The 26656-nt window shown below is 37.0% G+C and carries 23 protein-coding genes; 4 read left to right on the top strand and 19 right to left on the bottom strand.

Translation table 11 applies throughout. From position 1 onward, the window contains the following. Positions 1 to 27: 27 nt before the first annotated feature. The 7 genes from ACAN52_RS12540 to ACAN52_RS12510 all read right to left on the bottom strand — a co-directional run bounded on the left by ACAN52_RS12540 (position 28) and on the right by ACAN52_RS12510 (position 7789). The gene (locus ACAN52_RS12540; protein ID WP_378955198.1) at positions 28 to 981 is read right to left on the bottom strand and encodes a sugar kinase; all 954 of its coding nucleotides are present in this window, start codon (positions 979 to 981) and stop codon (positions 28 to 30) included. Positions 982 to 1008: 27 nt separating this feature from the next. Continuing rightward, on the bottom strand, positions 1009 to 1773 hold the full coding sequence (locus tag ACAN52_RS12535; protein ID WP_378955196.1) for a sugar phosphate isomerase/epimerase family protein: 765 nt from the start codon (positions 1771 to 1773) through the stop codon (positions 1009 to 1011). A 188-nt stretch (positions 1774 to 1961) separates the two neighbouring features. After that, positions 1962 to 2996: a LacI family DNA-binding transcriptional regulator gene (locus tag ACAN52_RS12530; RefSeq protein WP_378955194.1), complete on the bottom strand. Its 1035-nt coding sequence runs from the start codon at positions 2994 to 2996 to the stop codon at positions 1962 to 1964. Positions 2997 to 3166: 170 nt separating this feature from the next. Continuing rightward, on the bottom strand, positions 3167 to 3988 hold the full coding sequence (locus tag ACAN52_RS12525) for an FAD binding domain-containing protein (RefSeq protein ID WP_378955192.1): 822 nt from the start codon (positions 3986 to 3988) through the stop codon (positions 3167 to 3169). Then, on the bottom strand, positions 3982 to 4449 hold the full coding sequence (locus ACAN52_RS12520) for a (2Fe-2S)-binding protein (protein ID WP_378955191.1): 468 nt from the start codon (positions 4447 to 4449) through the stop codon (positions 3982 to 3984). Before ACAN52_RS12520 ends, ACAN52_RS12525 begins: the two co-directional genes overlap by 7 nt. Continuing rightward, positions 4450 to 6612 carry a xanthine dehydrogenase family protein molybdopterin-binding subunit gene (locus ACAN52_RS12515; RefSeq protein WP_378955189.1) on the bottom strand — a complete coding sequence of 721 codons (2163 nt, stop codon included), beginning with the start codon at positions 6610 to 6612 and terminating at the stop codon, positions 4450 to 4452. It lies immediately after the preceding gene. 289 nt (positions 6613 to 6901) lie between these two features. Continuing rightward, positions 6902 to 7789, bottom strand: a complete 888-nt coding sequence (locus ACAN52_RS12510; RefSeq protein WP_378955187.1) for a LysR family transcriptional regulator — start codon at positions 7787 to 7789, stop codon at positions 6902 to 6904. 146 nt (positions 7790 to 7935) lie between these two features. Here ACAN52_RS12510 and ACAN52_RS12505 point away from each other — a divergent pair, with 146 nt between their 5' ends. After that, entirely contained in the window at positions 7936 to 8802 is an 867-nt protein-coding gene (locus ACAN52_RS12505; protein ID WP_378955184.1) for a DMT family transporter, read from the top strand. A gap of 180 nt (positions 8803 to 8982) precedes the next feature. On the opposite strand, the gene dapF is transcribed toward ACAN52_RS12505, so the two are convergent. Continuing rightward, a complete protein-coding gene (gene dapF / locus ACAN52_RS12500) occupies positions 8983 to 9825 on the bottom strand; it encodes a diaminopimelate epimerase (protein WP_378955183.1) in 843 nt (280 codons plus the stop codon). Between the two features lie 197 nt (positions 9826 to 10022). Here dapF and ACAN52_RS12495 point away from each other — a divergent pair, with 197 nt between their 5' ends. After that, positions 10023 to 10925 (top strand): AraC family transcriptional regulator, encoded by a 903-nt coding sequence (locus ACAN52_RS12495; protein ID WP_378955182.1) that lies wholly within the window; start codon positions 10023 to 10025, stop codon positions 10923 to 10925. A gap of 4 nt (positions 10926 to 10929) precedes the next feature. Here the strand turns inward: ACAN52_RS12495 and ACAN52_RS12490 are convergent, their stop codons facing one another. From ACAN52_RS12490 to ACAN52_RS12460, 7 genes are all read right to left on the bottom strand, one after another. Continuing rightward, positions 10930 to 14817 (bottom strand): acyl-CoA dehydratase activase, encoded by a 3888-nt coding sequence (locus tag ACAN52_RS12490; RefSeq protein ID WP_378955180.1) that lies wholly within the window; start codon positions 14815 to 14817, stop codon positions 10930 to 10932. Between the two features lie 284 nt (positions 14818 to 15101). Beyond that, positions 15102 to 16754 carry a hydroxylamine reductase gene (gene hcp / locus ACAN52_RS12485; protein ID WP_378955178.1) on the bottom strand — a complete coding sequence of 551 codons (1653 nt, stop codon included), beginning with the start codon at positions 16752 to 16754 and terminating at the stop codon, positions 15102 to 15104. A gap of 477 nt (positions 16755 to 17231) precedes the next feature. Continuing rightward, positions 17232 to 18116 (bottom strand): radical SAM/SPASM domain-containing protein, encoded by an 885-nt coding sequence (locus ACAN52_RS12480; RefSeq protein ID WP_378955176.1) that lies wholly within the window; start codon positions 18114 to 18116, stop codon positions 17232 to 17234. 20 nt (positions 18117 to 18136) lie between these two features. Further along, on the bottom strand, positions 18137 to 18823 hold the full coding sequence (locus ACAN52_RS12475) for a response regulator transcription factor (protein WP_378955174.1): 687 nt from the start codon (positions 18821 to 18823) through the stop codon (positions 18137 to 18139). A 4-nt stretch (positions 18824 to 18827) separates the two neighbouring features. After that, positions 18828 to 19988, bottom strand: coding sequence for a sensor histidine kinase (locus ACAN52_RS12470; RefSeq protein WP_378955171.1), 1161 nt, complete (start codon positions 19986 to 19988; stop codon positions 18828 to 18830). 110 nt (positions 19989 to 20098) lie between these two features. Further along, positions 20099 to 20752, bottom strand: a complete 654-nt coding sequence (locus ACAN52_RS12465; protein ID WP_378955169.1) for a hypothetical protein — start codon at positions 20750 to 20752, stop codon at positions 20099 to 20101. 224 nt (positions 20753 to 20976) lie between these two features. After that, positions 20977 to 21504, bottom strand: a complete 528-nt coding sequence (locus tag ACAN52_RS12460) for a ferredoxin domain-containing protein (RefSeq protein WP_378955167.1) — start codon at positions 21502 to 21504, stop codon at positions 20977 to 20979. Between the two features lie 292 nt (positions 21505 to 21796). On the opposite strand from ACAN52_RS12460, the gene ACAN52_RS12455 reads away from it, so the two are divergent. Beyond that, positions 21797 to 22156: a winged helix-turn-helix transcriptional regulator gene (locus ACAN52_RS12455; RefSeq protein ID WP_378955166.1), complete on the top strand. Its 360-nt coding sequence runs from the start codon at positions 21797 to 21799 to the stop codon at positions 22154 to 22156. Between the two features lie 109 nt (positions 22157 to 22265). Here the strand turns inward: ACAN52_RS12455 and ACAN52_RS12450 are convergent, their stop codons facing one another. Then, on the bottom strand, positions 22266 to 22607 hold the full coding sequence (locus ACAN52_RS12450) for a zinc ribbon domain-containing protein YjdM (protein WP_378955164.1): 342 nt from the start codon (positions 22605 to 22607) through the stop codon (positions 22266 to 22268). A gap of 380 nt (positions 22608 to 22987) precedes the next feature. Here ACAN52_RS12450 and ACAN52_RS12445 point away from each other — a divergent pair, with 380 nt between their 5' ends. Then, on the top strand, positions 22988 to 24028 hold the full coding sequence (locus ACAN52_RS12445) for an HD-GYP domain-containing protein (RefSeq protein WP_378955162.1): 1041 nt from the start codon (positions 22988 to 22990) through the stop codon (positions 24026 to 24028). Positions 24029 to 24070: 42 nt separating this feature from the next. Here ACAN52_RS12445 and ACAN52_RS12440 read toward each other — a convergent pair whose 3' ends face one another. The 3 genes from ACAN52_RS12440 to ACAN52_RS12430 form a co-directional block, all read right to left on the bottom strand. Next, entirely contained in the window at positions 24071 to 24838 is a 768-nt protein-coding gene (locus tag ACAN52_RS12440; protein ID WP_378955161.1) for a TerC family protein, read from the bottom strand. Positions 24839 to 24960: 122 nt separating this feature from the next. Continuing rightward, positions 24961 to 25095, bottom strand: a complete 135-nt coding sequence (locus ACAN52_RS12435) for a hypothetical protein (RefSeq protein ID WP_378955160.1) — start codon at positions 25093 to 25095, stop codon at positions 24961 to 24963. Between the two features lie 101 nt (positions 25096 to 25196). After that, on the bottom strand, positions 25197 to 26306 hold the full coding sequence (locus ACAN52_RS12430; RefSeq protein WP_378955158.1) for an efflux RND transporter periplasmic adaptor subunit: 1110 nt from the start codon (positions 26304 to 26306) through the stop codon (positions 25197 to 25199). Positions 26307 to 26656: the final 350 nt, after the last annotated feature.

The following is a 26656-nucleotide window of genomic DNA, read 5'->3' as shown; positions in this document are numbered from 1 at the left end:
CATGACTGTTTTTTATTTAATCTCCGTCTAACAATGTGACGGAAAATTATCTTTTAGATACTTGTCCAGCTCTTGTTTATTCGGTAACCCATCATTATCACCTGGTGACATAACTGCTAACGCACCAATGGCATTTCCTCTCACAACAGCCTCTTTTAGAGAGAGTCCTGCGCGCAATCCGCTCACTACACCTACGGCAAATCCATCCCCTGCACCAACAGTATCGATCACCGTTTCAACTTTAAAACCATCAACGAAAAAAGATGTATCCTGCGTCTTAACAAACGCGCCCTTATCTCCAAGCTTAATAATGACGGTTTTTACTCCTTTAGTTAGATAGAAATCTGCAATAACATTTGGATCATCACTACCAGTTAAGATTTTTCCTTCGTTAATTCCAGGTAATACAATATCACTGCGAAAAGCTAAGTCATTAATAACACGTATCATCTCTTCTTTACTTTTCCATAACTGTGGTCGCAAATTCGTATCAAAAGAAATACAAATACCTTTCTTCCTTGCAATCGCTGTCAATTCATAAATGACATCTCGACAATCTAAGGATAATGCAGGCGGTATCCCTGTTACGTGAAGATGTTTTACACTATCCCATGATATGGTGTTAATATCTTCTGGCTGTAAATGAGATGCTGCGGAATGCCTTCGGAAGTAAAAAACTTCTGGATCGCCCACTTGAACTTTTGATTTCATTTGAAATCCGGTAAAATGTCCTGTATCAAAGGTCACATAACGGGTATCGATCTTGTTTTGCAAAAGAAAATTATTGATATATTTCCCAAAAGGATCTTCACCTAATTTGGTAATATAAGCCACATTATGTCCTAATCGAGCCATACCAATCGCGAAGTTTACTTCTGCCCCCGCAACGAGCTTTGTAAAGTTTTCAATCTGATCAAGTGCTCCTTCTTGATCGGCCAGAAAAAGAGCCATGGGTTCTCCAAGAGTTAGAATTTCACACATATATTTTCCTCCCACCATTTACATAAATTAAATTTTTATCGTATTTCCATCTGCAAGTTTTTTAATCACTTCTTTTAGTACTTTAAGTGGCTCAGTACCACATGGATGCTCAATTCCTAAAGGAATGTTAGGAGGCAATATTTTTACTACTGTTCGCCAATCCATTTCTCCCGCATCTAAAACTCGAACACGTGGTTGACCGTTCTCATGAGCAACATCCTTCAAGTGAATATATTTTACAGATTCAGCAAGATGGAAAGCATTACTTGCTGGATCTTCTTGAACCCAGTGCCAGTTGCCAACATCATATGTGCAGTAAATAGGAACATCATGCTCCTTGCAACAATCTAAAAAGAGTTTCAACGATTTAAATTTTCCACTTTGAACCGTTTGATCGTTTTCCACAGTAACAATCAGGTTTTTATTGTGCAAAATTTTCTTAAGCTCAATGACATCCCTTACATTAGTGACCTCAAAATCACCAACTACAAACTTTATCATCTTGACGTGCATGCGATCAGCCTCATCTAGATATTGAAGAAGTCGATCTTTATTAAGATGCTTTTCTACAAAAAGTGATGCTGGAACAGAATATAACAATTCTATGTTGTGTTTTTGTGCTTCTAATGTCATTTTTTTTATTTCTTCTTGAAAATCCGCAATCCATTCCCGACGAATTTCAATCTTAGAGACTCCCAAGGACTTCACTGATTCAAATAGTTGCCACTGCTTTACTCCACTATTAATAAGATCTTCAAAAACAATAGTATTAACTACAATATTTTCCCTCATCTTCTTCACTCTCTTTTTCTTTTATTAATAATTTATATAGTAAAGTTTATCGATTCCGTTTACCGGTTTCTAAAACAAATAAAAAAATATGTGTTTCCTTAGACTACATTCATTCTAGTCTCTTACAGATAATTATGTCTAATCTAAAGTTTATCGGTTTAGTTTATCGGTTTCTATAGCAAAAAAATTTATAATTTGATTAATTGCGTCGATCCTCTAATAATCAATTGATTTGACAATTCGATAATCTCAGGAATTGATTTTGAATTGTCTTGTAAACGAAACATAACACGTTTTACACACTCAGTACCAATATCATAAAAAGGTTGTGATATTGCAGTAATCCCCGAACCAATTAATTCCATCCATGGCCAATTATCAAAACCACAGATAGCTATGTCTTTGGGAATACTAAGACCCAGCCGATGAATGGCTCCCAATACGCTTAACATTGTCACACCATTAGCAGTAAATATAACATTCTGCTGTCCAACATTAGTCGATAAAAAAGTCTGAACAAGGTTTTCAATACCACATTCATCTTTACTGTCAATCATATATTCTTGTGGCTCACTATCAAGTACTTCGCTACAGACCTGTCGATATGCCTGTTGTCTAATATTCCGAGTCCCAATATTATTGATCGGCTCAGTAAAAAATCCGACTCTAGTAAATCCCTCGCGAGCAAGATACTGCAAAGTATCAATCGTAGCTTGATAATCATTGGTCTTAACTGTATCAAACATAGTGGGAAAAACCGGTCTATCAGCTAAAATAATCGGAACATGATTATTGTCAATACTTTGCAAAAATTCATTATTTTCTCCCGCTGTATTAACAATCAATCCTTCTACTCTTTGATCGATCATAGACAAGATATACTCTCGTTCTTTTTCACTATCATTATCCGTATTGGCAATGACAACATTATATCCATATTCTTTACAACAATCCGTAATGCCTTTTACCAATACAGAAGAAAATGGGTTACTGATGTCAGCAATCAGTACACCAATTAAACCACTTTTACTTGATTTGAGACTTCGTGCTAATTTGTTTGGGCGAAAATTTAGCTCCTCAATAATATCTTTAATTCTTTTTTGAGATTCGCCTGACATAAATTCAAACTTTCCATTCAAGTACCTAGATATCGTCGTTTTAGAAACGCCTGCTCGTTTAGCTACATCCGTTATTGTAATATTTGTTTTGCCTTTTTCTATCATATGATCTCCCTATTATATACATGTTAACCGGTTTCTGAAACCAATAAACACTCCACGCATTTATATTATTCGATAATTCTAATATTGTCAATATTCATTTCACACAAATGTCTGTAAATTTTGATAGATTCTTTTTCCAAAAGATAGTTTCTTTATATTGTTCTTTTTCTTTATTTGATCGATAGTATGAAATCTTTTAATAAATTAATACATACTTTTTTTCGGTAAACAGTGTTGGAGCGCTGATCGTCGATTGGTTTTAGGATATCCCCATACACCTGCGCAACTTTTTCTACGTCTAAGGACTGTTGTGATACTATGTTTTCTAGTTTTTGATCACGCACCACAGTAGCACCCACTGATCCAAAGGCTACACGAAATTCTGTAATTCTGCTTTGCTCTACATTTGCCAGTGCCGCAAAAGAGAGTTTGGATATTGCTTGCGCCTTTCTCGCGCCTACTTTTTGGTAATAGCTATGAGAAAAGCTATGTTTTGGAATTAAGATTTTTATTAATAATTCATCAGGTCTCAGTGCCGTTTTGCGTACACCCTGAATAAATTCCCAAACTGGCATTTTACGTCTTTTAACATTTCCTCCGTCACTGATGGCAGCTAGTACGACCTGTGCATCAAGTACATACAATGCAGGCAAGCTGTCCCCTGCTGGAGAAGCATTGCAAATATTTCCTCCTAGCGTACCTATATTGCGGATTGCAGGAGCGGCAATTCCACGGATTGCGGACTTTAAAATCTCTGGTACTGCTATTGTCTGTAACAAATCCGCATAGACGCTACATGCACCAATCGCTAGGGTGATATCACCCTCTAACACTTCTTTTAATGATGGAATTTGATTAAGAAACAGTAATGGCACGTTGGCTTTAGGATTCACCATCCAGTCAGTTCCTCCTGCATAGGGCACTGCGCCTGGATGTTCTTTTTTAATGTAGAGTGCTTCCTCCAAAGTGATAGGATTCCATGCCTTTACCATAATCCCGTCCCCTTTTCTGCCGCCATTTGAATTCCATGAATGATCATGTTGTATCCTGTGCAGCGGCATAGGTTGCCTGAAATAGCTTCGCGAATGTCTTCCTCAGATGGGTGAGGATTATTTGAAAGCAAAGATTCTGCCGCCATGATCATGCCAGGAGTGCAAAAGCCGCACTGTACCGCGCCCGCTTCGGCAAAAGCATCTTCCATCATCTGATAGCGTTCAGTATGGCAAAAACCTTCGATGGTCATCACTTTTGCATCTTGTAGGCTACCTACTGCGACTAGGCAAGCATTGACCAACCTGCTGTTAATGAGTACAGAACAGGCTCCGCATTCTCCTTCCCCACAACCTTCTTTGGGTCCGTTCAAGAAAAACTGGCTCCGCAAGATATCGAGCAAACGCTCAGACGGACTACACTCTACCGTGACTAGCTTGCCGTTGAGTTCAAATTGTACCATTTATGACAACACCTCCATTATTTTTTCAGGAGTCAATGGAATCTGATATACGGCTGCTCCAATTGCATTTTCAACGGCTGCTGTATATGCAGGTGCAGTTCCGATCAAAGTCAACTCCCCTGCACCTTTTGCCCCGAAGGGTCCTTCTTTATAGGGATTATCCACAAGAACCGTTTTAAAGTTTACCGTATCTTTTGCTGTTGGAATCATATAATCAGTTATACTGGCTTGCCGAATGATGCCACCAGATTGCTTCATATTTTCCATGGACCCGTAGCCAAGCCCTTGTAACATGCCGCCTTCCATCTGTCCTTTTACAATTGTTACATCAATGGCAGTGCCTATATCAAAAGCACCCCAGACATTGCGTACCTCCGTAGTCGCAAGCAGTGTATCCACATAGACTTCTACCACATTTACCCCCCATGAATAGGTAGGATATGCATCTCCAGAAAAACTGTTCCCATCCCAAGGAATTAAATCAGAATGCACATAATGCTCCTCTACCATCTGATATTCTCCGACCTTCCAATCGGCTTTCATGCGAATCGCAGCCTTTTCTAGCAGCCTGCCTACAATCATCAAAGACCTTGAAGCAACGGTTGGTCCAGAATCGGGAACTCGGTCTGTATCAGGATTTTCCAATATAATCTGGTCAAGGGGTAATTCTAATACTGTTGCCACCACCTTGCTAAGGGTTGTTTTTAGCCCCTGCCCAATGTCTACATTGCTGACTAGAATTTCCACCATATCATCTTGCCGTTTTACTAGCCGGACTACGGATTTAATAAAATCTCGCTCAGCCGAGCCAGTAAAACCACAGCCATGGAGGAACATTGAAAGGCCAATGCCTGTGCGATATCTACCCGTCTGTTTTCGATAACGATGGTGTTTCTCACTGTAGCCAGAAATCTTTTCGATTTTTCCAAGCATCTCTTCCATTTTAACTGGATCATGAAAAATTCCATTTGTCGAGGTTGCATCGCCTTGTTTGACTAGATACTTCTTTTTGAGTTCTAGTGGCGACATGCCCATCCTCTCTGCTATATGATTCATCAAAGATTCAATGGCAAAGATACTCTGTGGTGCACCAAAACCGCGAAATGCGCCATTTGGGACAGTATTCGTCAACATGGCTCTGCCGTGGACCTTGATATGAGGAATATTGTAAACGCCGATTGCGGCAATGAGGGACCGTTGCAAGACAACGCTTGATAAGCCTGCATATGCTCCAGCATCTAGAGTGATGTCCACATCTAGGCCGATAATTAATTTTTCCTTATCCAATGTAGCGCGATAGGTAAGCCGTGCCGGATGACGTTTGGGAGTCACAGCCATATCTTCGCGTCGCTTGAGAATCAGACGGACAGGTTTTCCAGCCTTACGAGCAATCACAGCGACTTGACAGGCAAGAAGCGATGGATAATCTTCCTTACCACCAAATCCACCACCTGTCGTTGTTTGCACAATACGAACTTCATCATCCTTTAGGCCCATACACTGCATCACCGCGCCTTTGACATAATAAGGGCACTGCAATGAACCATAAACCGTTACCTTTCCCTGCTCATAAACACCAATCACGCCTTGGGGCTCAATATATGCTTGTTCTTGATAACCTGTTTCAAAGGTTTCCTCAATCACTTCTAGCCCTTGGGAAAATATTTTGTCTGGTTCTCCTTTTTTATAGGAATACTCAGCAGCCATGTCCACAGAGTGCGCCATACTAAAAACCGATTCTTTTTCTATATAAGTGATCTCAACCCTTTTGATTAGATCGGCAACTTTTCTCTCATCGGGTCCTGCAATAATGAGAATGGGCTCACCAATAAATTTTACCTCATGCTCTGCAAAGATCGGCTGTTCGCTCGTGACTACTTTTAAGAGATTTTCCCCTGGAACATCTCTGTAATCCACAGCGTAATAGCCCTTTTCAAGATGAGGAATTTTAATCGCAGTAATCGTCGCGTGGGCTTTTTCCGACCTGCACACCTTTGCATAAAGCATATTCTCCAGTTTCAAATCGGCAATATAGACTGCCGAACCGTTCATCTTCTCGGCATGATCTTTTTTCCTGACTGATTTACTGATCTCATGCATTGATAGCCCCTCTTTCTTTTTGATTTCATCGATTAAATAAAAATTATAATTTCTACCCATCATTTTCTATATAGCGACACCTAGCTATAGATATCTATGGCTAGGTGAGTAAGTAACCGTATTTGTAGTATCCTATCTTATTAAATTGATTTATTGATTATGCTATTTTTCTTCTTGCTAAGTAAAAAAAGCGCTCTAAGAAAAGAAAGTTATTTCTTTTCTTAGAGCGCCACTGCTCGTTCTTATGATCATATGCAAAAATATATTTGTAATCTCTTGGAATAAGAATATCTCATTTTGAGACAGTTGTCTACTAATTTTTTTATTGTTACTAATTTGTCCCCCTTCCGTCTTAACAATCTAATAATCCTTGACGATCTAGCCAAGATCGTATGCAAGACAAAAATTTTCTTGCAGCAGGAGACGTATTCTTCATGGAGTTTAGAGCAATACCAATCGTGCGGTATGCAGGTTTTTCGAGATTTACAATATGTACATGATGAGCATTGTGAAGTAACACCATTTCAGGAAGAATACTGATCCCCAGACCATTTTGCACCATGGCAATGATCGCTTGATCTTCTACCACTTCATACTTGATTTTGGGTTGTAAATTATTCTCAAGCAAAATTCGTCGCACATCACCCGTATTGCCCCATTTGGGCATAATAAATTCTTCTTCTTTGATTTGAGCAAAAGAAATTTGATCTTGATGTTTCAAGGGATGCTCATTTGGTAAAATACAAAGCATTTTGTCTTTTTTTAATGGTATAAATTCAAAGGATTGGGTCACAGGTAAAGACACGAATCCAAAATCAACAGTTCCATTCAGTATCCATTGATTGATATCATCATAATCCCCTTCTGCTAACTTGATTTCAATCCCCGGATGCTGACTTTTAAATTCTTTGATCATACTAGGAAGCCATTGGGAAGACACGCTGGTAAAGGTTCCAACCCGTACGGTTCCAATTTCTAATCCTTTAATTTCAGCTACTTTTTGTCTTAGGCGATCATTACACTGCAAAGTTTCCCTAACATATTTTAATATTAATTCACCATTACTGGTTAAGGTTACACCCGCTCGATCTCGTGTGAGTAGGGAAAATCCTAACTCTGCTTCTAGGCTGGCAATGGAATGACTTACACCGGACTGAGTCAAATTTAAGCTTTCGGCTGCTTTTGTCAAACTTCCTAATTCAACAACCGAATAGAACACTTCATATTTAGAAATTGTCATACTGATCGTCCCATCCTTTTATATGAATTTTTCTCATGAATAACATTAAAAACATTCTCTTTTCTAATGCCAACTATCTATTTATACTAATAAGCAAACAATCTAAATCATGTTAAGCATGATTGTACGAATTGGAGAGATTCTATATGCAAACTAAGTTCACAGCCAATGCAATGTTACTGTTAGTCACATTATTCTGGGGATTTTCTTATTTATTTATGAAAATGGGATTAAATTTTGTACAGGAATATAATCTGATCGCCTTACGATTTGGTATCGCATTTTGTTTAGCAGCGGTCATCTTTTCGGCTCGATTACGAAAAGCAAATCTACAAACAATTCGTTATGCTTTTGTATTAGGTTTTATCTTATTTTTGGTGTTTTCTTGTATACTCTTCGGAATAAAATTTACTTCAACCTCCCATGCAGCATTTCTAGTCAGTCTCACAGTGATATTCGTCCCGATCATCACAGCCCTCATCAGCAAGAAAGTTCCTGAAAGTAAAGTTATGATTGGAGTTATCTTTGCCTTACTCGGAGTCGGTTTATTAACTCTCGACAGTCAGCTAAGTATTAATTTCGGTGATGTATTATGCATTGCTGGTGCGCTTTTTTATGCAACTCATATCGTTGTCACCGAGAAACTAACAAAGGCCGTGGATTCAATTCTTCTTGGCACCATACAACTGGGATTTGCTGGAGCATTAGGGCTTATTTTTTCTTTATTTCTCGAAGTACCCAGATTCCCAGTTGCAACTGAGGAATGGATACCGATTTTAGTATTAAGCATTTTGTGCAGTGCCATAGGATTTATCGTACAAACCGTTGCGCAACAGCATACAACTCCTACAAATACAGGTCTTATTTTTTCCTTAGAGCCTGTCTTCGCTGCAGTATTTGCCTTTTTATTTTTAGGGGAAATCCTTTCGATGCAAGGTTGGATTGGTGCACTGCTCGTATTATGCGGTGTAATTTACTCACAAGTAAATTGGAGCAGGAAAGAGATCATGTAATCGATTTATCAGTTTACTGTAAAACACTACTACCTATTCATAAGATATTAACTATACAAAATAGAAATCCTGCAAGACCAATTTATCTTGCAGGATTTTATCATGTTAGGACTAACATTTTTTTCTTTTCTACTTGATTGTCGTGGGGACGGGGTTATCGACACGTATTTCCAGCGTATTTCATTTTAAAAATTGGTCAGCTATATATCCTTTATAAACTTCAGTGACGGAACCAGTCATATATACATGTCCAGTAGGAGCCATTTTTATTTCAATCTGTCCACCAGGCATGGAAACGGTAATATTTTCATTGACCAGTCCCATTTTATAGGCAACACTGGCGGCCGCGCAACTGCTACTTCCTGAAGCCAAGGTATAACCTGCACCACGTTCCCAAATCTCGATTTGTATATGATTACGATCAAGTACTTTAAGCAGTTGAAGATTGATGCGGTTTGGAAAAATTTCATGATTTTCAATCATAGGACCTAACTCTTCCACTAGTTCTTTAGAGATTGTAGTAAGAGGAATAACACAATGAGGATTTCCGATGGAAAGACAATTGATAGTCAGCTTTTTTTCTTTGATGATTAATTCTTCATTGATCACTTCCCGTTCTGGACCAGTCATTGGTATTTGTGAACTCATAAATGTGACTTTTCCCATATCCACTTTAATGAGATGAGCTTTCGAATCCAGCAGTTCAACATGCACTTTACCGCCTAATGTTTCAAGATAAAACTGATTGGATTTCAGATAACCAGCATCAAACAAATAGCGCGAAAAAATTCGAATGCCATTACCGCTTTTTTCAGCTTCACTGCCATCTGGATTTAATATTCTAAAATAGATTGCATCTTCTTGAAAAAACGGTCCATATAAAATACCATCTGAACCAATCCCAAAATTACGATGACATAGTAACTGAATATTTTCTTTTGTTAAATTGATATTAACTTTATTCGGATCAATCACAATATAATCATTACCTAAAGCGTGATATTTATAAAAATCAAAATTCATTTAAAATCCTCCTTGCTTAGCAGATGATCGTGCAATCTCATATTGATTGTCATATTATAATCTTCTGCTGCTTTCAACTTAATTATAAGCAATATCTTTGCTTATAACATTGCTTAACCTGCTAAGAAGGTTGCAAAAGATGCTATGACGAATAGACAATAAATGATCGTCAAGATTTTTTATATGAGGTATATGATATGAGAAGAGATGTGGACTTTGAAAATGTCAAAAGAGGATATCTTTCTAATGATTTTAGTTTTTTTAATTTAAGTGATACAAAAGAACTGAAAATCGAATCCCATTATCATGACTTTCACAAAATTGTTATTTTTCTTTCAGGTGAGGTAACATATTATGTTGAAGGAATAGGCTATCAATTAAAGCCATGGGATATTTTGCTCATTCATCAGGATACAATCCATAAGCCGGTCATTAATATGGTAGTTCCTTATAAACGAATGATTTTATGGGTTAAACCTTCTTTTCTGCAAAAAAATAGAGATGACGAAATTAATTTATTAACCTGTTTTGAATTAGCTTATCAACAAAAGTCCAATTTATTACGCACTTCTCCAGAGCTATTAATCCTAATCAAATCCATCCTTGAACAAATCCATAACACTTGTCAAAATGAACAATTTGGTGACAAAGTACTTCGAAACTCACTTTTTTTGCAATTGATTATACATATAAATCGAATGGCTTTAGCAACAGATGTGATGTCCACTGGTATTGAACGTGATGAAATGATCTGTGAAGTATTAAAATATATTGACCAAAATATCGCACATGATCTATCAATTGAAAAGATATCTGCGGTCTTTTTCTTAAGCAAATACCATTTAATGCGCAAGTTTAAACAACATACAGGCCATACCATACATAATTATACATTGCAAAAAAGATTAATTGCTGCTAATCAATTGATTCGGGCAGGTCAACCGATCACTACGGCGTGCCTGGATAGTGGATTTCATGACTATTCTAATTTTAACCGAGCCTTTAAAAAAATGTATGGCGTTTCACCTAAGTTTTATAATGATTTGGCAGACATGACAAGGAATAAGATTCCTAGCTATGTCTGCCCAACTTATAATTGAGGTCTTATAGATAGTGCATAAATGTATCAAGTAATTCTTTATTATTGCTATGACTAGATCCATCAAAGGCCAAGTCCAGCACAGGATGTTTTAGCTCTCCTTTGTCACGATCCCTCAGTATCCTCTGGATTGTGGCAGTATTTTCATACATTGAACTCACTGTTAAAATACCATCTACATATTCTGGGCAACGGAACATCTTAGCTAATCGGTAGCGTCCAGCCCCTCCAGCATATAGGGGTAATCTTCGATCAGCTTCTCTCAATAACTCATCAAAATCTTCATCAAAGGAACTATATTTTGATAAACTACCCGAAACTCTTTTCATCAAATTCTTTAAATTCTTCAGTTTTTCTTTAAACTCTCTGCTATTCTTTGAGTCTTTCTTTAGATGATCGTGCCATACAAAGAGCAGTATTTCAGACAGGGGTTGATACATAATTTTATGTTTTTTTTCCAAAGCTTCTAATTGGAAATTAGTTAGATACCCATTAAATACAACGCTAAATTCTCCAAGTACATAGATCTGTTTATCATATGTCTTTTTTTCCAACTGATCATAAACATATCGGGAGAGCTGAACAATATTTTCTTCATTTAGCTGGTCTGTTTTGATCAAATCCAATCCCTTCATCAAAACAGTTTCTCGATCTTGCGGATCAGAAACCATCACTAAATCAGCCACGATCGCCCCTAAGGCAAAGTCAAAGCCATACTCCTCGTCTTCTAACAAATCTTCGATAAATGGAGAAATTACTTCTCCTAGGTAGCCCTCCTCTTTTATCTTCTCATGAACCAATTTCCCATATTGACCATTTACCTCACTACCTTCAGTTTGTGGCAACCATAATTTAATAGCCTTTTTACCCGTATTTTCCAAATGATAAAAAATATCTCCTAGTAAGGAAAACATAGATAAATATTCTTTCGACTTAGTAAATCTTTTTCCGATTTCTAGTGATCGCTGTTTTGTTTGCGGTAAAAGTTCTGCTGAAATCCCCTTATGGTTAAACCATTCACATAAGACTTGACTATAGGGATAAATATTGGGCAATAAGATTTTGGGCTGGATTATGTCTTCTGTACTGTCGGTTATATTCTCGAGTACTTTTCCGGTCTCTATGTTTCCATCATAATTATCCAAACTATTAACGAAAGCCTCTAATCTAGTAATAATACCCACACTTGACGAATGTTCGTCAACTTCAATATGCAAATAGGGTTTCCCTTTCATCTCAGCGTTGAAATAATGACTCAGCACCGTATCTGGCCCGCAGCCATGGTTTGTAATATAAATAGGATAAAGATTAGGCATATTCCTTACAATCTTTGCCCCTGCCAAAATATGCTGTCCAAAGGGCCAATACATATTAGGATAATCTTCAGATACGTCATAGTCAAATGCCGGAATGTTAGCGAGAGTTAGCACCTTATACCCCATCGCTCTTAATTTCTGAGGAATCTTCATATTGAGTATAGGATCAGCCACATTATAGCTTCTCGTCATGATCACAAAGGCCTTTTCCTCATCTTGTAGACTCTGTACCAACTCCTGGCTTAAGACTTCCACATCTCGGCTATATTCTTGCAATCTCGCCATACCTTTCATAACAGCAAATGCCATCTGGGCTTTATTTTTTCCCAGTTCTTTTCCCATACCTAATAATGTCTTTAGCATATAAGCTTTACCAAATTTAAAAGAAAGAGCTGGAGATAATAATTTCACGCCTCTTTTCTCTAAATCCATCACATGGGAGACAATTTGCGATGTGGTCTGCATATATACACAAGCATAATCCTCTCTGGTTTTTGAAACATCATGTTTCATGGTATACAGAGTTGGCAGAAAAATATAATCTACACCTTGATTTAACAAAGAGGCTACATGACCATTAATCAGCTTAATAGGATAGCAGGTTTCATCTAAAGAATATTCTTGGCTAAGAGCCACAATTTCCTCATCTGTTGCTTTCGATAATATCACATTAAAACCCAGTGTTTTAAATACTTCATGAAACATCGGAAATAATTTGTGCAAAAATAACACTCTGGGAATACCAATCGTAGCTTTTTTATCATCAATTTCACCAGTATAGCCCTTTAGAAATAACTTTTCCATTTCTAGCCCAACGTCTTGAGGAATCGAATCACTGACTTTTTTCTCAATGATCTCATCACTTTTCCCTAACTTTTCTTTAACTAAAAGTGCAGTACCTAAGGCACCTGTTACACTGAAAAACCGTGGCAAGACAATATCACGTTTAAGTACAGCTCGAAATGCGTTAATGACTGCTTGATTATAAGCAATTCCCCCTTGCAAAAATACTTTTTTACCAATTGGCCGATTACCCACCACACGGTTTAGATAGTTACTTACAATAGAATAAGCTAGACCGGCAGCGATATCTTCCTTACTTTCATAACTCGCCAAGGCTTTACTAATATTTCCTTCAATAAAAACCGTACATCGATCTCCCAAATTCAAAGGTTTCTCGCTGCCCAGTGCTAAGGCAGAAAAATCCTCAATTGCTATATCTAGCTTTTTCGCCTGTTCTTCAATAAACGATCCCGTTCCTGCGGCACAGATTTTGTTCATCTCAAAATCCACAACCATACCATTTTGTATGCTAATATATTTTGAATCTTGTCCACCGATTTCAAAGATCGTATCTATCTCTGGATCGTCCTCTACCGCACCTTTTGCTTGTGCCGTAATTTCATCAACAATAAGGGCTGCCCCCAACTCATTACCAACAAGATAGCGCCCCGACCCTGTAGTACCCATTCCCTTTATCGTGAGACGATGCTCAAACTCCTCTTGCAAAGAGTCAATTCCATCGCGAACGACCTGCCGTGGATTACCCTTGGTACGCAAATATCGATAGGCTACTACATTCTTCTCATCATCAATCAATACCAAATTTGTACTGGTAGAGCCAATATCAATCCCTAAGTAACCTTCATAAATCTTCGTACTCGTTTTGCAATTATGTTTATTGCTGCTTTCATTTTTCCCGAAGGGGTACAAGGCAGGATAACCATCCTCTTGTGTGCTACTTTTATGTGATAAACCAACTGCACTTTTAAGTTCTTCAAGGGTCACTACATGCTTTTTTGCACTCCCCAGTTGAGCTGCGCCCAAAGCACTCACCCGATCAAAATTTTCCGGTATTAAGATATCTCCGTCCTTTAAATGAAATACATCTTTTAAGGCTTTTATAACCCCTTTGTTATGAACCACACCACCAACAAGCATAACCGGTGGTACAACTGTACTTTTTTGCACCACATTGGCTTTAAAATTCCTTACCAGAGCATAAGCAAGCCCCAATAATATATCTTCCGTTTTCACACCTTCTTGTTGATGATGAATCATATCTGTTTTTGAAAACACACTACATCGTCCCGCTATTCGAGGTATAGTTGTCGCTTTTTCCGTGTAATTTGAATACTCATACAAACTAATCCCTAACCGAGAAACCTGTTCTTCTAAAAAAGAGCCTGTTCCCGCCGAGCAGCTTGAATTCATGGAAAATTTGATGTGTGTTTTGTCTTGTGCCGAAAGATTGGTGATAAACTTTGCTTTCTGTGCTCCTAGTTCAATAATAGTCTGCAAGGAAGGATTGCTAGCAAAAGCTCCTTCAATCAAAACTGTAACTTCATTAAGATGATAGTTTTTTAATGTAGGCATACGCTCTGCTTGATCCCCAGTAATACCAAAATAAAATTCTTTAATTTTATAATCAGTTTCTATTTTTTTCAACATCTCAATAAATACTGCTTCAATATTACCTTTATGAAATAAATATTCACTACCGATTTCTCGTTCTTTGTCATCTAATATGGTATATTTTAATGTAGAATAGCCTATATCTACACCTAATCGATACATAACGCCACCCCTTTAATGCTTTTGATTACTGCCGCCTAGTCGTGGATGAAGAATATTTTTTTCTTTATATCATGGTCTAATACTATCCTCTATAGCTAAAAAAAAAAGTGACATGCATCAAATTAGATAATTAAATTTCAGTAAATCTACAAAACAGCAGAATGAATAGTAAAAACCATAGTAGTCCCTTAAAATAAGGAATCTACTATGGTTTATATTTATACCTTTTCCCACTACTATAGATTATAGCAATCTATAGTAGTGTTTTTCACGTTACGTCTCTATTAGTTTGCTTGTTTAAGTGAACTTCTTAAATCATCCTCGGGGGTACTGATTGGTTTTATATCAAATGTTTCCACTAGATATTGTAATACATTAGGAGATATAAATGCTGGTAAACTAGGTCCTAGATACATTCCTTTTATTCCAAGGGACAACAGTGCCAATAAATCTGCAACGGCCTTTTGTTCATACCAAGAAAGTACAATAGAGAGTGGTAGCGAATTTACATCAGTATCAAAGGCATCGGCGAGTGCCGTAGCAATTCTAACTGCTGAATAAGCATCATTACATTGACCAATGTCTAATAATCTTGGTAATCCAGCGACTGTCCCAAAGTCCAAATTGTTAAATCTGTACTTACCACAAGCTAAGGTAAGAATGATACAATCCTCAGGAACCATTTTAGCAAACTCTGTATAATAACTTCTTCCTGGTCGAGCTCCATCACAACCACCAATTAAGAAGAAATGTCTTATTTTTCCTTCTTTGACAGCACTAACGATTGTTTCCGCATGGGATAATGTTGCATGATGTCCAAAGCCAACTAAGATTTCTTTTGCTTCCTGATCTTCTGTAAAGCCACCAAGTTCCAGTGCTTTATTTATGATCTCACTAAAATCCTTTGTCCCATCTGCATTCACTTCGATATTTTTTACTCCGTCCCAACCAACAACATTCGTCGTAAAGATTCTATCCTTATATGTTTCTCTTGGTCTCATTAAACAGTTGGTTGTCATTAATATACAGCCTGGTATGCCATCAAATTCTTTCTGTTGATTTTGCCAAGCAGATCCATAGTTACCTACTAAATGTTTATATTTTTTTAGTGCTGGATAGCCGTGGGCTGGCAGCATCTCACCATGAGTATAAATATTAATTCCCTTACCTTCTGTTTGTTCAAGTAGCATTTCTAAATCTCTTAGATCATGTCCTGATATAATGATAAAAGGACCTTTTTTAATATTCATATTTACTTTATGAGGAGAAGGATTTTCATATGTTGTAGTATTTGCTTCATCGAGTACCTTCATGACTTCTACACTCATATTTCCTGTTCTCATTACCATACGTATCATCTCATCAAGGGTTAAATTATCATTAGTCGTCGATTCTAATCCTTGGAAATAAAAATGATCTACTTGATCACTATGATAATCTATAAACCTTGCTTGATGACCATACGCACTGATACCTTTTAAACCAAATAATACAGTTGATCTTAAGGATCGAATATCAGCGTCGAGATTTTGGTCATACATAATTCCAGCTTTAACTGCATCCTTTAGCATCGCTTCTTTTGTATCACTTGCATTATAAGTAGCTGCATCTGGATATTGTCCTTTTGGTGCTTGTTCTCTTAATGTTTCCTTTATTTTTTGTGATTCTTTGATTAATTTTACATGATTTTCAGCATCAAAGTTTACATTTGTTAATGTTGTAAATAGACCATTCTCTACAAACTTTACAATTTCTTTATCAATCATTTTTCCTTGTTCAATTAAAGGTTTTGCGTAACAAGAAATCCCTTTTAACTGATATAGTAATAAATCTTGTAAATTTGCGATCTCAGGTGTTTTTCCACAAACACCACTTTTGGTACAGCCTTTTCCACCGAAAGTTTGTTCACACTGATAGCAAAACATTGCATTTTCCATATTAGTCTCTCCTCTTTTTTATAGTTTTTATAAAATTTTCTTGATTTCATATTGGAAAATTACGAGATAATGATCATTTTATAGCTAATTTGCATCCACGCTTTATTATTCCTTACAAATAGTTTCTTATTCTTTTATATAATAAACAGTTCATTACCCGATATTTTTAGTTCTAGCATAACAAGATGATCTTTGTATGGTTGTTCTACCAGTGAATCTTTCTTTTGCCAATAATCTACACCTTATCGTCGGAATGTTCAGTTTTTTAAACATCTTTAAAAATATGCTATTCGCTACACCCTCCTTTTTTTCGGCCGTAGTTACAGGTTGATTCAAAAGTTCTTGGTGAAGTCCCTCATGGCTATATTCTCTTTTTAAATTACTAATTCCTGCTAAATAATTACATTATACTCCTTCGTTCTACAACATTTCACCAGTAGAGATGACACAGCTAACTGTATCATCTCTACTCGGGAATTATATACCTTGTCCAAATCTTTTTCGATATCCACATTTTCGGCAAAGTTCTTCGACGACATCATAATTACAAAAACCAAGTCTTATCTTTTCAGCTCTTGTTGTACTTATAATATCAGCGAATTTGTATTCATGGATATTACCTAACTGAATAACCCCTTCTCCATCAAGGCAGCAAGGTACGACTGTACCATCAACTAAAATAGCAACTTGATTTCTCAGGCCATAACAGGATCCTTTAGCAAAATCCTCTTCTTCCTTTAAATCAGGCCATTTAAACTCATAATCTTGATTTAAGTAGATTCTATCCCCTATTTTTAATGATTTACTTTCAGATAAATTACCCTGTATTTTATAAGGTAGTTTAAAGTTCTCTTCAATTTTACAAATAACATCTATATTTCTTTTTCTTTGATCCTCTGTTAATAAAGCTTCATCTAAGTTCCATAACCGTAAGGATATAATGAGCTTTGACTCAATCATTGCTTGATTAGCAAAGCTAAGAATCTTGTCAATATACTCATCTTTCGATATGACTTTCTCATTTCCATCAAAACTATGAAGGGAAAAATTAATTTGCCTCACTGCAGGTTTTCCAAGTAAAGTATCTCCCACTCTATCGATTAAAGTACCATTTGTTGTTATGTTTACTTTAAAGCCTTTTTCATAACTGATGTCTAGAAAGCTCCCTAACTGAGGATGTAATAAAGGTTCTCCCTTCACATGTAAGTATATATAATCGGTAAAGGGTTTAATTTGATCTAACATTTGTTTAAATGTAGCTTCTGACATAAATTCAGCTTTTCTTTTGGTTTCAGGACAGAAATTACATGTTAAATTACATACATTGGTTATTTCTAAATAAACTTTTTTATATTTTTTCATAGCTTGTAAGCTCCAATTTTTTATATGGGATTAAAACGGTAGCCCGTTCCCCAGAGAGTTTCAATAAATTCTGGATTGGAAGGATCTTTCTCAATTTTTTTGCGGATTTTTTGAATGTGGACAGCAACGGTTGCATTATCGCCATAACACTCATCGCCCCATATGGTATCAAAAATATGGGCTTTAGTAAAAACAATATTAGGATTAGTCGCTAAAAATAATAATAACTCATATTCCTTGGTTGTCAATTGAACCTGTATGCTATTGACCATGACTTTATGAGACGCCATGTTTATTTCCAAACCTTTATGCTGGATAATTTCAGAAAAAGTATGACCTTTTAAACGTTCATAACGTTTGATATGAGACTTAATTCTAGCGATTAACTCTGCAGGACTAAAGGGTTTTGTCAAATAATCATCAGCCCCAAAGTCAAGTCCCCTGATTTTATCAATGTCATCATTACGAGCTGAGACAACGATGATCGGTATCTCCAGTTTTTTTCGAACCTCTCTGATAATTTCAAAGCCATCCTTTTGGGGCAGCATCAAATCAACAACAATGACATCATACATGCCCGTCATTGCTTTCTTTAGTCCTAACACTCCATCTTGAACGATTTCAGCAGTATAGCCATTCAATTGAAGGTAGTCCCTTTCCAATTCAGCAATGTCCATATCATCTTCAATAATTAATATGCGTTTCATGTTATCATCCCATCCTCATACTTTGCAAAATCGGAAGTACCATCGTAAAACAAGTGCCTTCCTTTTCCTTGCTAGAAACAGTAATTTCCCCGCAGTGAGCTTCGATCAGTTCTTTCGCGATTGCAAGGCCAAGGCCAGTACACATATAATCTTTCTTACGTTCCGCATCAATACGATAAAAGCGATCAAAAATATACGGTAGCTTATCCGGGGCAATCCCATATCCATTATCTTGAATTCCAAGACAAATGCAATCTTTTTCTTGATATAGCCTAATTTTTATCGATAAATCCGTCTCCGGTCCATGCTGAACGGCATTGCTAATAATATTGTTAAAAGCCTGATGAAATCTTTTTCGATCAAGATTGATGTGATAGTTCTCTTCTAGCTCTGAAATATATTGAAATTGGATATTTTTTTCTTCAAGGTGAAACTTATATTCTTCCATGAAATCATCCATGAAAGAACAAATTTCTATCCTTTCATAATTAAAATCTAATTTTTGCATATCTAGTTTTGAGAAAAGAAATAGATCATCAATCAATTTATTGATATAAAGTGTATTATGATGGATGGTTTTTAGATACTTCTCCTTGTCTCCTTCAAATTTGTTATTCTCATCGAGTAACGCCTCAATATAGCCCTGAATAGCCGTTATGGGTGTCTTTAAATCATGAGAAATATTAGCGATTAAGGTCTTCCTATTTTCTTCATACTCATTTTGTATTCGTTCACCCTCATATAATTTTTGTGCCATTTCATTAAAAGAAAAAATTAATAAACCAAGATCATTAGGGACATCACATTCGACTTTTACATTATAGTTTCCCTTAGCAATTTCATCTACACCAAGCCTGAGTTTTTCAATTGGCGTAAATATCCGTTTCTCTAAACGTAGGATAAAAATAAACTGAGCAATTTCTTTTAAGCTAATGATGACTGCCAAAAAAATACCGACCCCTTTAAATCCTCCCCAAGTAAATAATAGATATAAAATCAAAATATTGAACAGCACAATCACCGGTCGAAAATAACGAAAATATTGATGATATTTTCGAAATTCTCGATGATGATGTCGATGCATATTCGGAAAGGTCGCAAAAAATTTTTCTTTATATTGATTTTCTCGATCACAATGAGGGTAAGGTTTATCACACCTAAACATCTCTATCACCTACACTTTCTCTCTTATGACATTATTATATTGTAAGTATAGAAAAAGGCGCAAACCATTCTTTTAGTTTGCACCCAGTACGATCGTAACTCACATCATGATTATGTATTTAATTCTAACTCAACGACGATTGCCAAAACATGCTCTTTATTTTCTTCGTCGTGTTGTACGCCATCAAAAGTTATCACGATTTTTTCAATTTCATCATCTTTACTGACGGACATGGCTAATGAAAAATTGCCTTTTTCTATGTAATGCAACTCTTTCATAAAGCAGCAGCGATCGTGATCTTGGCGCGATTCCATATGATTCATTTTTTCCTGGATTAAACTCTTAATATCTTCGGGTAGTTCTGTGATCTCGAGTGTAACGAGAGTTGTTTTATTTTCTTGTTGTTCTGCTTTCATGCGATCTAAGAGACCTAATACAAAGGCGAATTTTGTAAGTTTTGCTTTGAGTCCTCCGCATTTTCTGCCATGATGCATATGGTTAAATAATTTATGACGCATGCTCTTATCGGAGCAATGATGCTTAAATTCCGTAGTACTTTGATGTTTGACTTGTTTTCCTTCATAATCGACTTCAGAAGTTACAGTTGCAGTCGTCTGCATTGTCACCAGATTTTTTTCAAATTGGTTTTTTAGATAAAAGATCTTCCCCTGATCTTTTTGTACTTGTGCTGTTAGTGCACCATTAATCATCTCTTTATCCCGTAAATTTTTGACCACGTCATACAACAGTTTAAGTTTATTCATCTTATTTATAAGCCTCCTTGATTTGTTATGAGTTTATTATAAGAAAAGATGTTAAACTGGTTTTAAATCTTTTATAAAATTTTTATAAACTTCTATAAAACTTTCGTAAAATATAACACTCAATAAATAGAAAAACCATTGTTAATTTTTTTACAAAATCAACAATAGTTTTTCACTTAGTATCATCTTATTCAAAACAAGGACTATCTTACTTGCCTTGTCGATTAGCGATCAAAAAATGGGCTTTTACCAGTAATACTGAGTGGTATCCCATAGGCCACGTTAACTTCTGCTCCCAAAAGACCGAGATTGACGGCTGCTTTACCGATGCTAAACATGACTCTATTATCAGCATGATAAGAAGCAGCAGCATCAACTGCCGAACCTAAAGCTATCCCTAGATCTCCAATGCTGATCGCACATCGTCCAGTACCTTGTGCACATTCGCTGCAATCAGCATAACCACAGAATCCACAAGGCTTCACGCCCATAGGTTTCACTTTCTGTCCTAATAATACCACCAATGCTGCTTTATCAATACAATTGGCATCACGCTGAAAGAAGTCCATACCTGACTCTTGAGCAATACGTCGCATCTCTGCTGATAGTTGTTCTTTGTCTTGTCCATTAACGATCAACGTCACCAGATTATCAACTCCCTTAGCTTTGGGAGCTGTCCTTGCTGCCACACACATTAGGTCAGCAATTCGCTCTACTGCACGTTCTTCAATTTCTTGGCTGTTAATAATCATTATAATTCCCCCATTTATTATTTTACACATGTACCATTCACTCTTGGACTCCCATTAAAAAGCAATCACTTTCAAATGAACTGCACTTCCTCTCACTCTTAAAAATTTCTACTGATTGCAGAATACCAAATCACCACAGATTAACAGCTTTCCAAAAAATGTCTGATCTGATATAATAGTAAATCATAGGATACTTTTCATCAAGTACGCACTTTATTGTGCCATAGTATCTATTTTCATACTATATATAGTATTACTATTTCATGACTAAAAATAATTGGAGTGACCGCACATGATTACATTTAAAAATATCGAATATCAGTGCTCTATGGAATTAACATTAGACCTGATCGGCGGTAAGTGGAAAGCATTAATTCTTTGGCATCTAGGAGAAAATACCCTCCGGTTTAGTGCATTAAAGAAAACCTTACCCAAAATCACGCAAAAAATGTTAACGCAACAACTAAGAGAATTAGAAGCCAGTGGACTTGTAACCCGATTTATATATACACAGATTCCACCGAAAGTAGAATATTCATTGACAGAAACGGGAAGAAGCCTCTTACCTATATTAGGTACTCTGTGCCAATGGGGACTTAATTATGCTAATACGGCAGAACAAACTCTTGAAGAAGACAGCTATTCCCTATGATAAGAGGATAACGCCTTCCCTATGCATCTTTGTTATAATAGAAAAAACTCCTATCAAATTTTTTGACAAAAATTTGATAGGAGTTTTTTTATAGGGAAAATGATTTATTTTACGCTTTTTTCACAAATTCAGATTTTAATTTCATTGCCCCAAAGCCATCAATTTGGCAATCAATATTATGGTCTCCATCAACTAAACGTATATTTTTTACTTTTGTACCTACTTTCAAGGTTGAAGAACTGCCTTTTACTTTAAGGTCTTTGATTACGGTTACAGAATCACCATCATTTAAGACATTTCCATTTGCATCTTTGATAATTTTTTTATCATCACTATTTTCAGCCTCTGATCCTAAAGTCCACTCATGACTACATTCTGGGCAAACTAAAAGATTTCCATCTTCATAAGTATATTCTGAATTACATTTTGGGCAATTGGGCAACTCAAGCATAATTTAAAATTCTCCATTCATTATTGTTTATTCTACGATATAAAAATTATTTTCAATTTCTTTTTTACAATTTCATAAAAAAATATTTCGTGGCTTTCTGATACGCTACTATATTATCATAGTTTTCTCATATTGACAAACCTTCCTACAAGCTCTTTCTGGAAATACAAGGACTTTATGCCTAATGTAAATAGGGCTTTAGTTTGTGGGATTTATCATGATCTATATGGAATATATCATGTAATCTAGAATACTGTGAGAATCGTTGATTAGAATTATTTGAATTAGTAACGATCATGTCATTTGCTATAAATCTCTTATTATAAGTATGATAAAGCGAGCTGTCGCAGACTCATTTGGAACGAAGGAGGATCAATACTATGGTAAAAATAGTAGCTGTTAAAGAGTTAATCGAAGGAAATATTACATCGGATGCAGTCCATTCCATCAGTGGTAAAGTACTTCTCGGTAAAGATACGGTATTAACATCAAGACACATTTCCTTATTAGATACTTGGGATATCCAAAGTGTTTTTATTCATACCGATACGGAAGAAACTGATACGTCTTCACTGGAAATACCTCCGCTATCTCAACCTACAGAATATCTTCAATTCGTGCAAGAATATGATTCAATTGTTACCGATACAGCCCAATCTTTTGATATGATTCGAAAACAGATGATGATACCTGTTTCTCATTTAAAGAATACGGCTGGGAACATTTTCTCATCCGTTTCAAATAATAAATTTGAAGTTATGAATCATTTGCTGATTAGTGATCACAAATTAGCTGACTTCATTCCTCGTCATTCTGTAATGGTAGCTTATTTCGCAGGTATCATTGCCCGTCAGATGAAGTGGAACGAAGATGACATCTCAGAGGTAGTATTTGCCAGCCTTCTACATGACATTGGAAGTTTGGCAACCAATAAAACTACTGTTCCACATGCTCAGGCAAATATGTCAGAAACTGGTCGTTTACTTAGAGAGACAAAGGGGCTTTCTAGTAAAGTCCTTTTGGGAATTATGCAGCATCGTGAGCGTAGTAATGGCAGCGGATTTCCCAATGGAACGCCGGGGTCGAAAATCCACCCTTATGCTAAAATCATTGCGGTTGCCGATCTTTTTCATAATTTGGCGTACAACGATGAACACGCAAATCCTTTTCCAATACTAGATGTACTCACTCGTGAAATGTACATTAATTTCGATCCAGATGTATGTCAACATTTGATTGATCGTGTACGTGACAGTCTCCTTTTTAATAAAATTATTCTCTCAAGTGGACAAGAGGCTGAGATTGTATTCTTTAATCGAGAGAATTATTGTTCACCGATCGTTAGAACTGAAGATGGACAGATTGTTGATCTATCACAGCGCTGTGATTTAAAGATTAGTCGACTTTCCCCATGCCAATAAGTGAATATAATTTTTATCTTAACCTCTATCATTTCAATTCTATTATTCTTGATCTTTGTTGATGGTTACAGGTTTTGAGAGAAACCACCCACCGCTACAAATTAGAAAGAATCCGATCCAGAAAATAAGTTTCCACTCTACAGAGCCAGAAAATTCAGCCTCCAACCACCCAACGCCTGGGTGAGAGAGAGTATAAATCCCAAGCTTAACGCCTACCCAGCCAACTAAAAGATATGCTGCTGTTTCCAATCCTGGCTTACGTAACAGAATATCAACGAACCACTGAGCAGCAAAACGCATAAACACCAGACCAATAAATCCACCGGAAAAAACAACTAGGAAATGCCCACCATCGAGTCCTCCAATATGGGGTAGCGAAGTTCTTGGCAAACTAACTGCCAGTGCGACGGCCGCCAAAATCGAATCCGCCGCAAAAGCGATATCTGCGATTTCAACTTTTATCACGGTACTCCAAAAACTCGAGCCCTCGGCAAAAACCGGTTTGCCAGCAGCCTCATTTTGGTGCAAATATGATTTATAAACATGATGAAGACTCAAAAAAATCAAATAAAACGCTCCCACCGCTTGCAGTTGCCACCATTCAATCAGCATTGATATTGCGAACAAAGACACTCCTCGAAAAACAAATGCGCCTGCTAGCCCGTACATAAGAGCTCGCTTACGCTCTTCCACTGGCAAATGCTTAACCATGACCCCCAAGACGCAAGCATTATCAGCTGCTAAAATCCCCTCCAAGAAGATAAGAATCACTAACATCCAACCATATTCAGCAATAATAGTAAAATCCAATTTTCAGCCCTCCTTAAAACTTCGCTCAAAGCAAAAAAGGACTCTCTCTTGCTCACAGCGTGCATTGCTAGATCCGAAGTTTGAATCCTTACTGACTTATGATTCATTATAGATTTATAAGATTATTCCGTCAATATCGTTATATTATCCTCCTCTGGTGAAAAGTAATATTGTACTACATCCCCTATAACATGTAGTACAACGATGTTAGTCAAAATGATGAATGGAACATCCGCCGTAGCAAACAAATTATCCATTATTTAAAATCACCTGCGATAACATCTATATTTACTATATAACATAAGGAGTCCTGCCAAATTTTCTACATTTAGCAGGACTCCTTATGTTATATAAAATTTTATTCTACAACAGTAATTGTATCCCCATTCTTAAGCTGATCAAGATGACTTGTAATTACTAGACTGCCTTGTGGTATCGCTGTTGTGACTTCCAAAAACTCTCCGATAGCTTCACCGATAGTTACTTGTTGACGAACTGCTTTTCCTTCACTAGCAAAGAAAACAAAATACTGGCCTTCTTCATCACGAAGCACGGCTTGGCTAGGAACCGCGATCGCAGCAACCTCTTGTCCAGTAGGAATACGTACGATGACAGACATTCCTGGTGTTAACAGATTTCCTGGTGACTGTATTAGTTTTATGTGGGCCATAAAAGATACGATTTGCTTATCTTTAACTTCAGGATAAATACCAGAAATCTGTCCTGAAAGTTTCTGTCCCGCTACCTCTATAACGGCCTGTGAGCCAAGCTGAATAAAATATAATTCGTTTTGTTCTAGCGCTACGGCAATTTCAACCTCTTGCCCACTGCCAAGGGCCATAAGTTCTTGGCCTTCCTGAACCCCACTGCCGACGGTTACTACACTTCCAGTAATCGTTCCATCAATCGATGCCTGAATCGTAACTGGACCGCTCACAATGGTACTTTTCCTTACAGGAGCAGCTGCCACGCTCTGCTGACTCTGGGTGCTTGGCTCTGCTGCCTGCATACGCGCTTCTGCAGCTTCTAACTGTTTACGAGGGATTGCACCTTGTTCATAGAGTGTTTTATACCGATTATAATCTTTTAGTGCATTTTCATATGCATCCTTCGTTACCGGAGAAACGTCTATCGGCGCAGGAGTAGACGCTGTCATAGTTTCACCGCCCCCGCTAGTGATCTCCAGCTTAACCAAAGGTTGACCTGCTTTTACTGCCTGCCCTGCGGTTACATAGACATCGCTGACACGCCCCGCCCCTTCACTATAAACAGGAACCATCGTTGCATGCACAGATGACCCGGCTCGTTCAATGTACAATGGTTTATTAACAGTACTGAACGGTGCAACAGTAACGTTAACTAGCGGTCGCTGCCGAGAAGAAGGAATTGTACTGGCGAGAAAGCCGATAAGTGCCAGTGCTATAATTACGATCATGGACTTACGAAATTGAGGTATAGATACCTGCATAATTGTCATCTCCAATATGAAAGCTTAACCGTTACTATGTTCTCATGTTTCGAAAGTGCCGTCAAGTATTCTTATGATTAGTAGTTTTTTAAATTAAGCAGGCAAAATTTCTCCATTTCCGTTATAATATAAAATGGTAGACAAACGAACTGTTCTCAAGGAGGAAACTTAGTTATGACCGATTCCACAAAAGCTCCAGTTGCCAAAAAAGCAACCATTATAAAAAGGTTAATCCCCTTCACACCATGGCGGGTTTTCCTGCTCTGTGCGCTACTCTTATCCACCGCCATACTCATTCTCCCATTACATCAGTCGCCAGCCATTGCCGCACAGGGTATAACAGCAACTAA

Origin of the sequence: Pelosinus sp. sgz500959 (assembly GCF_042610375.1) — a bacterium.
GTDB lineage: Bacteria > Bacillota > Negativicutes > DSM-13327 > DSM-13327 > CTSoil-075.
Note: the sequence above shows the minus strand (reverse complement) of the source record. Positions and strands in the feature narration are given on the sequence as shown.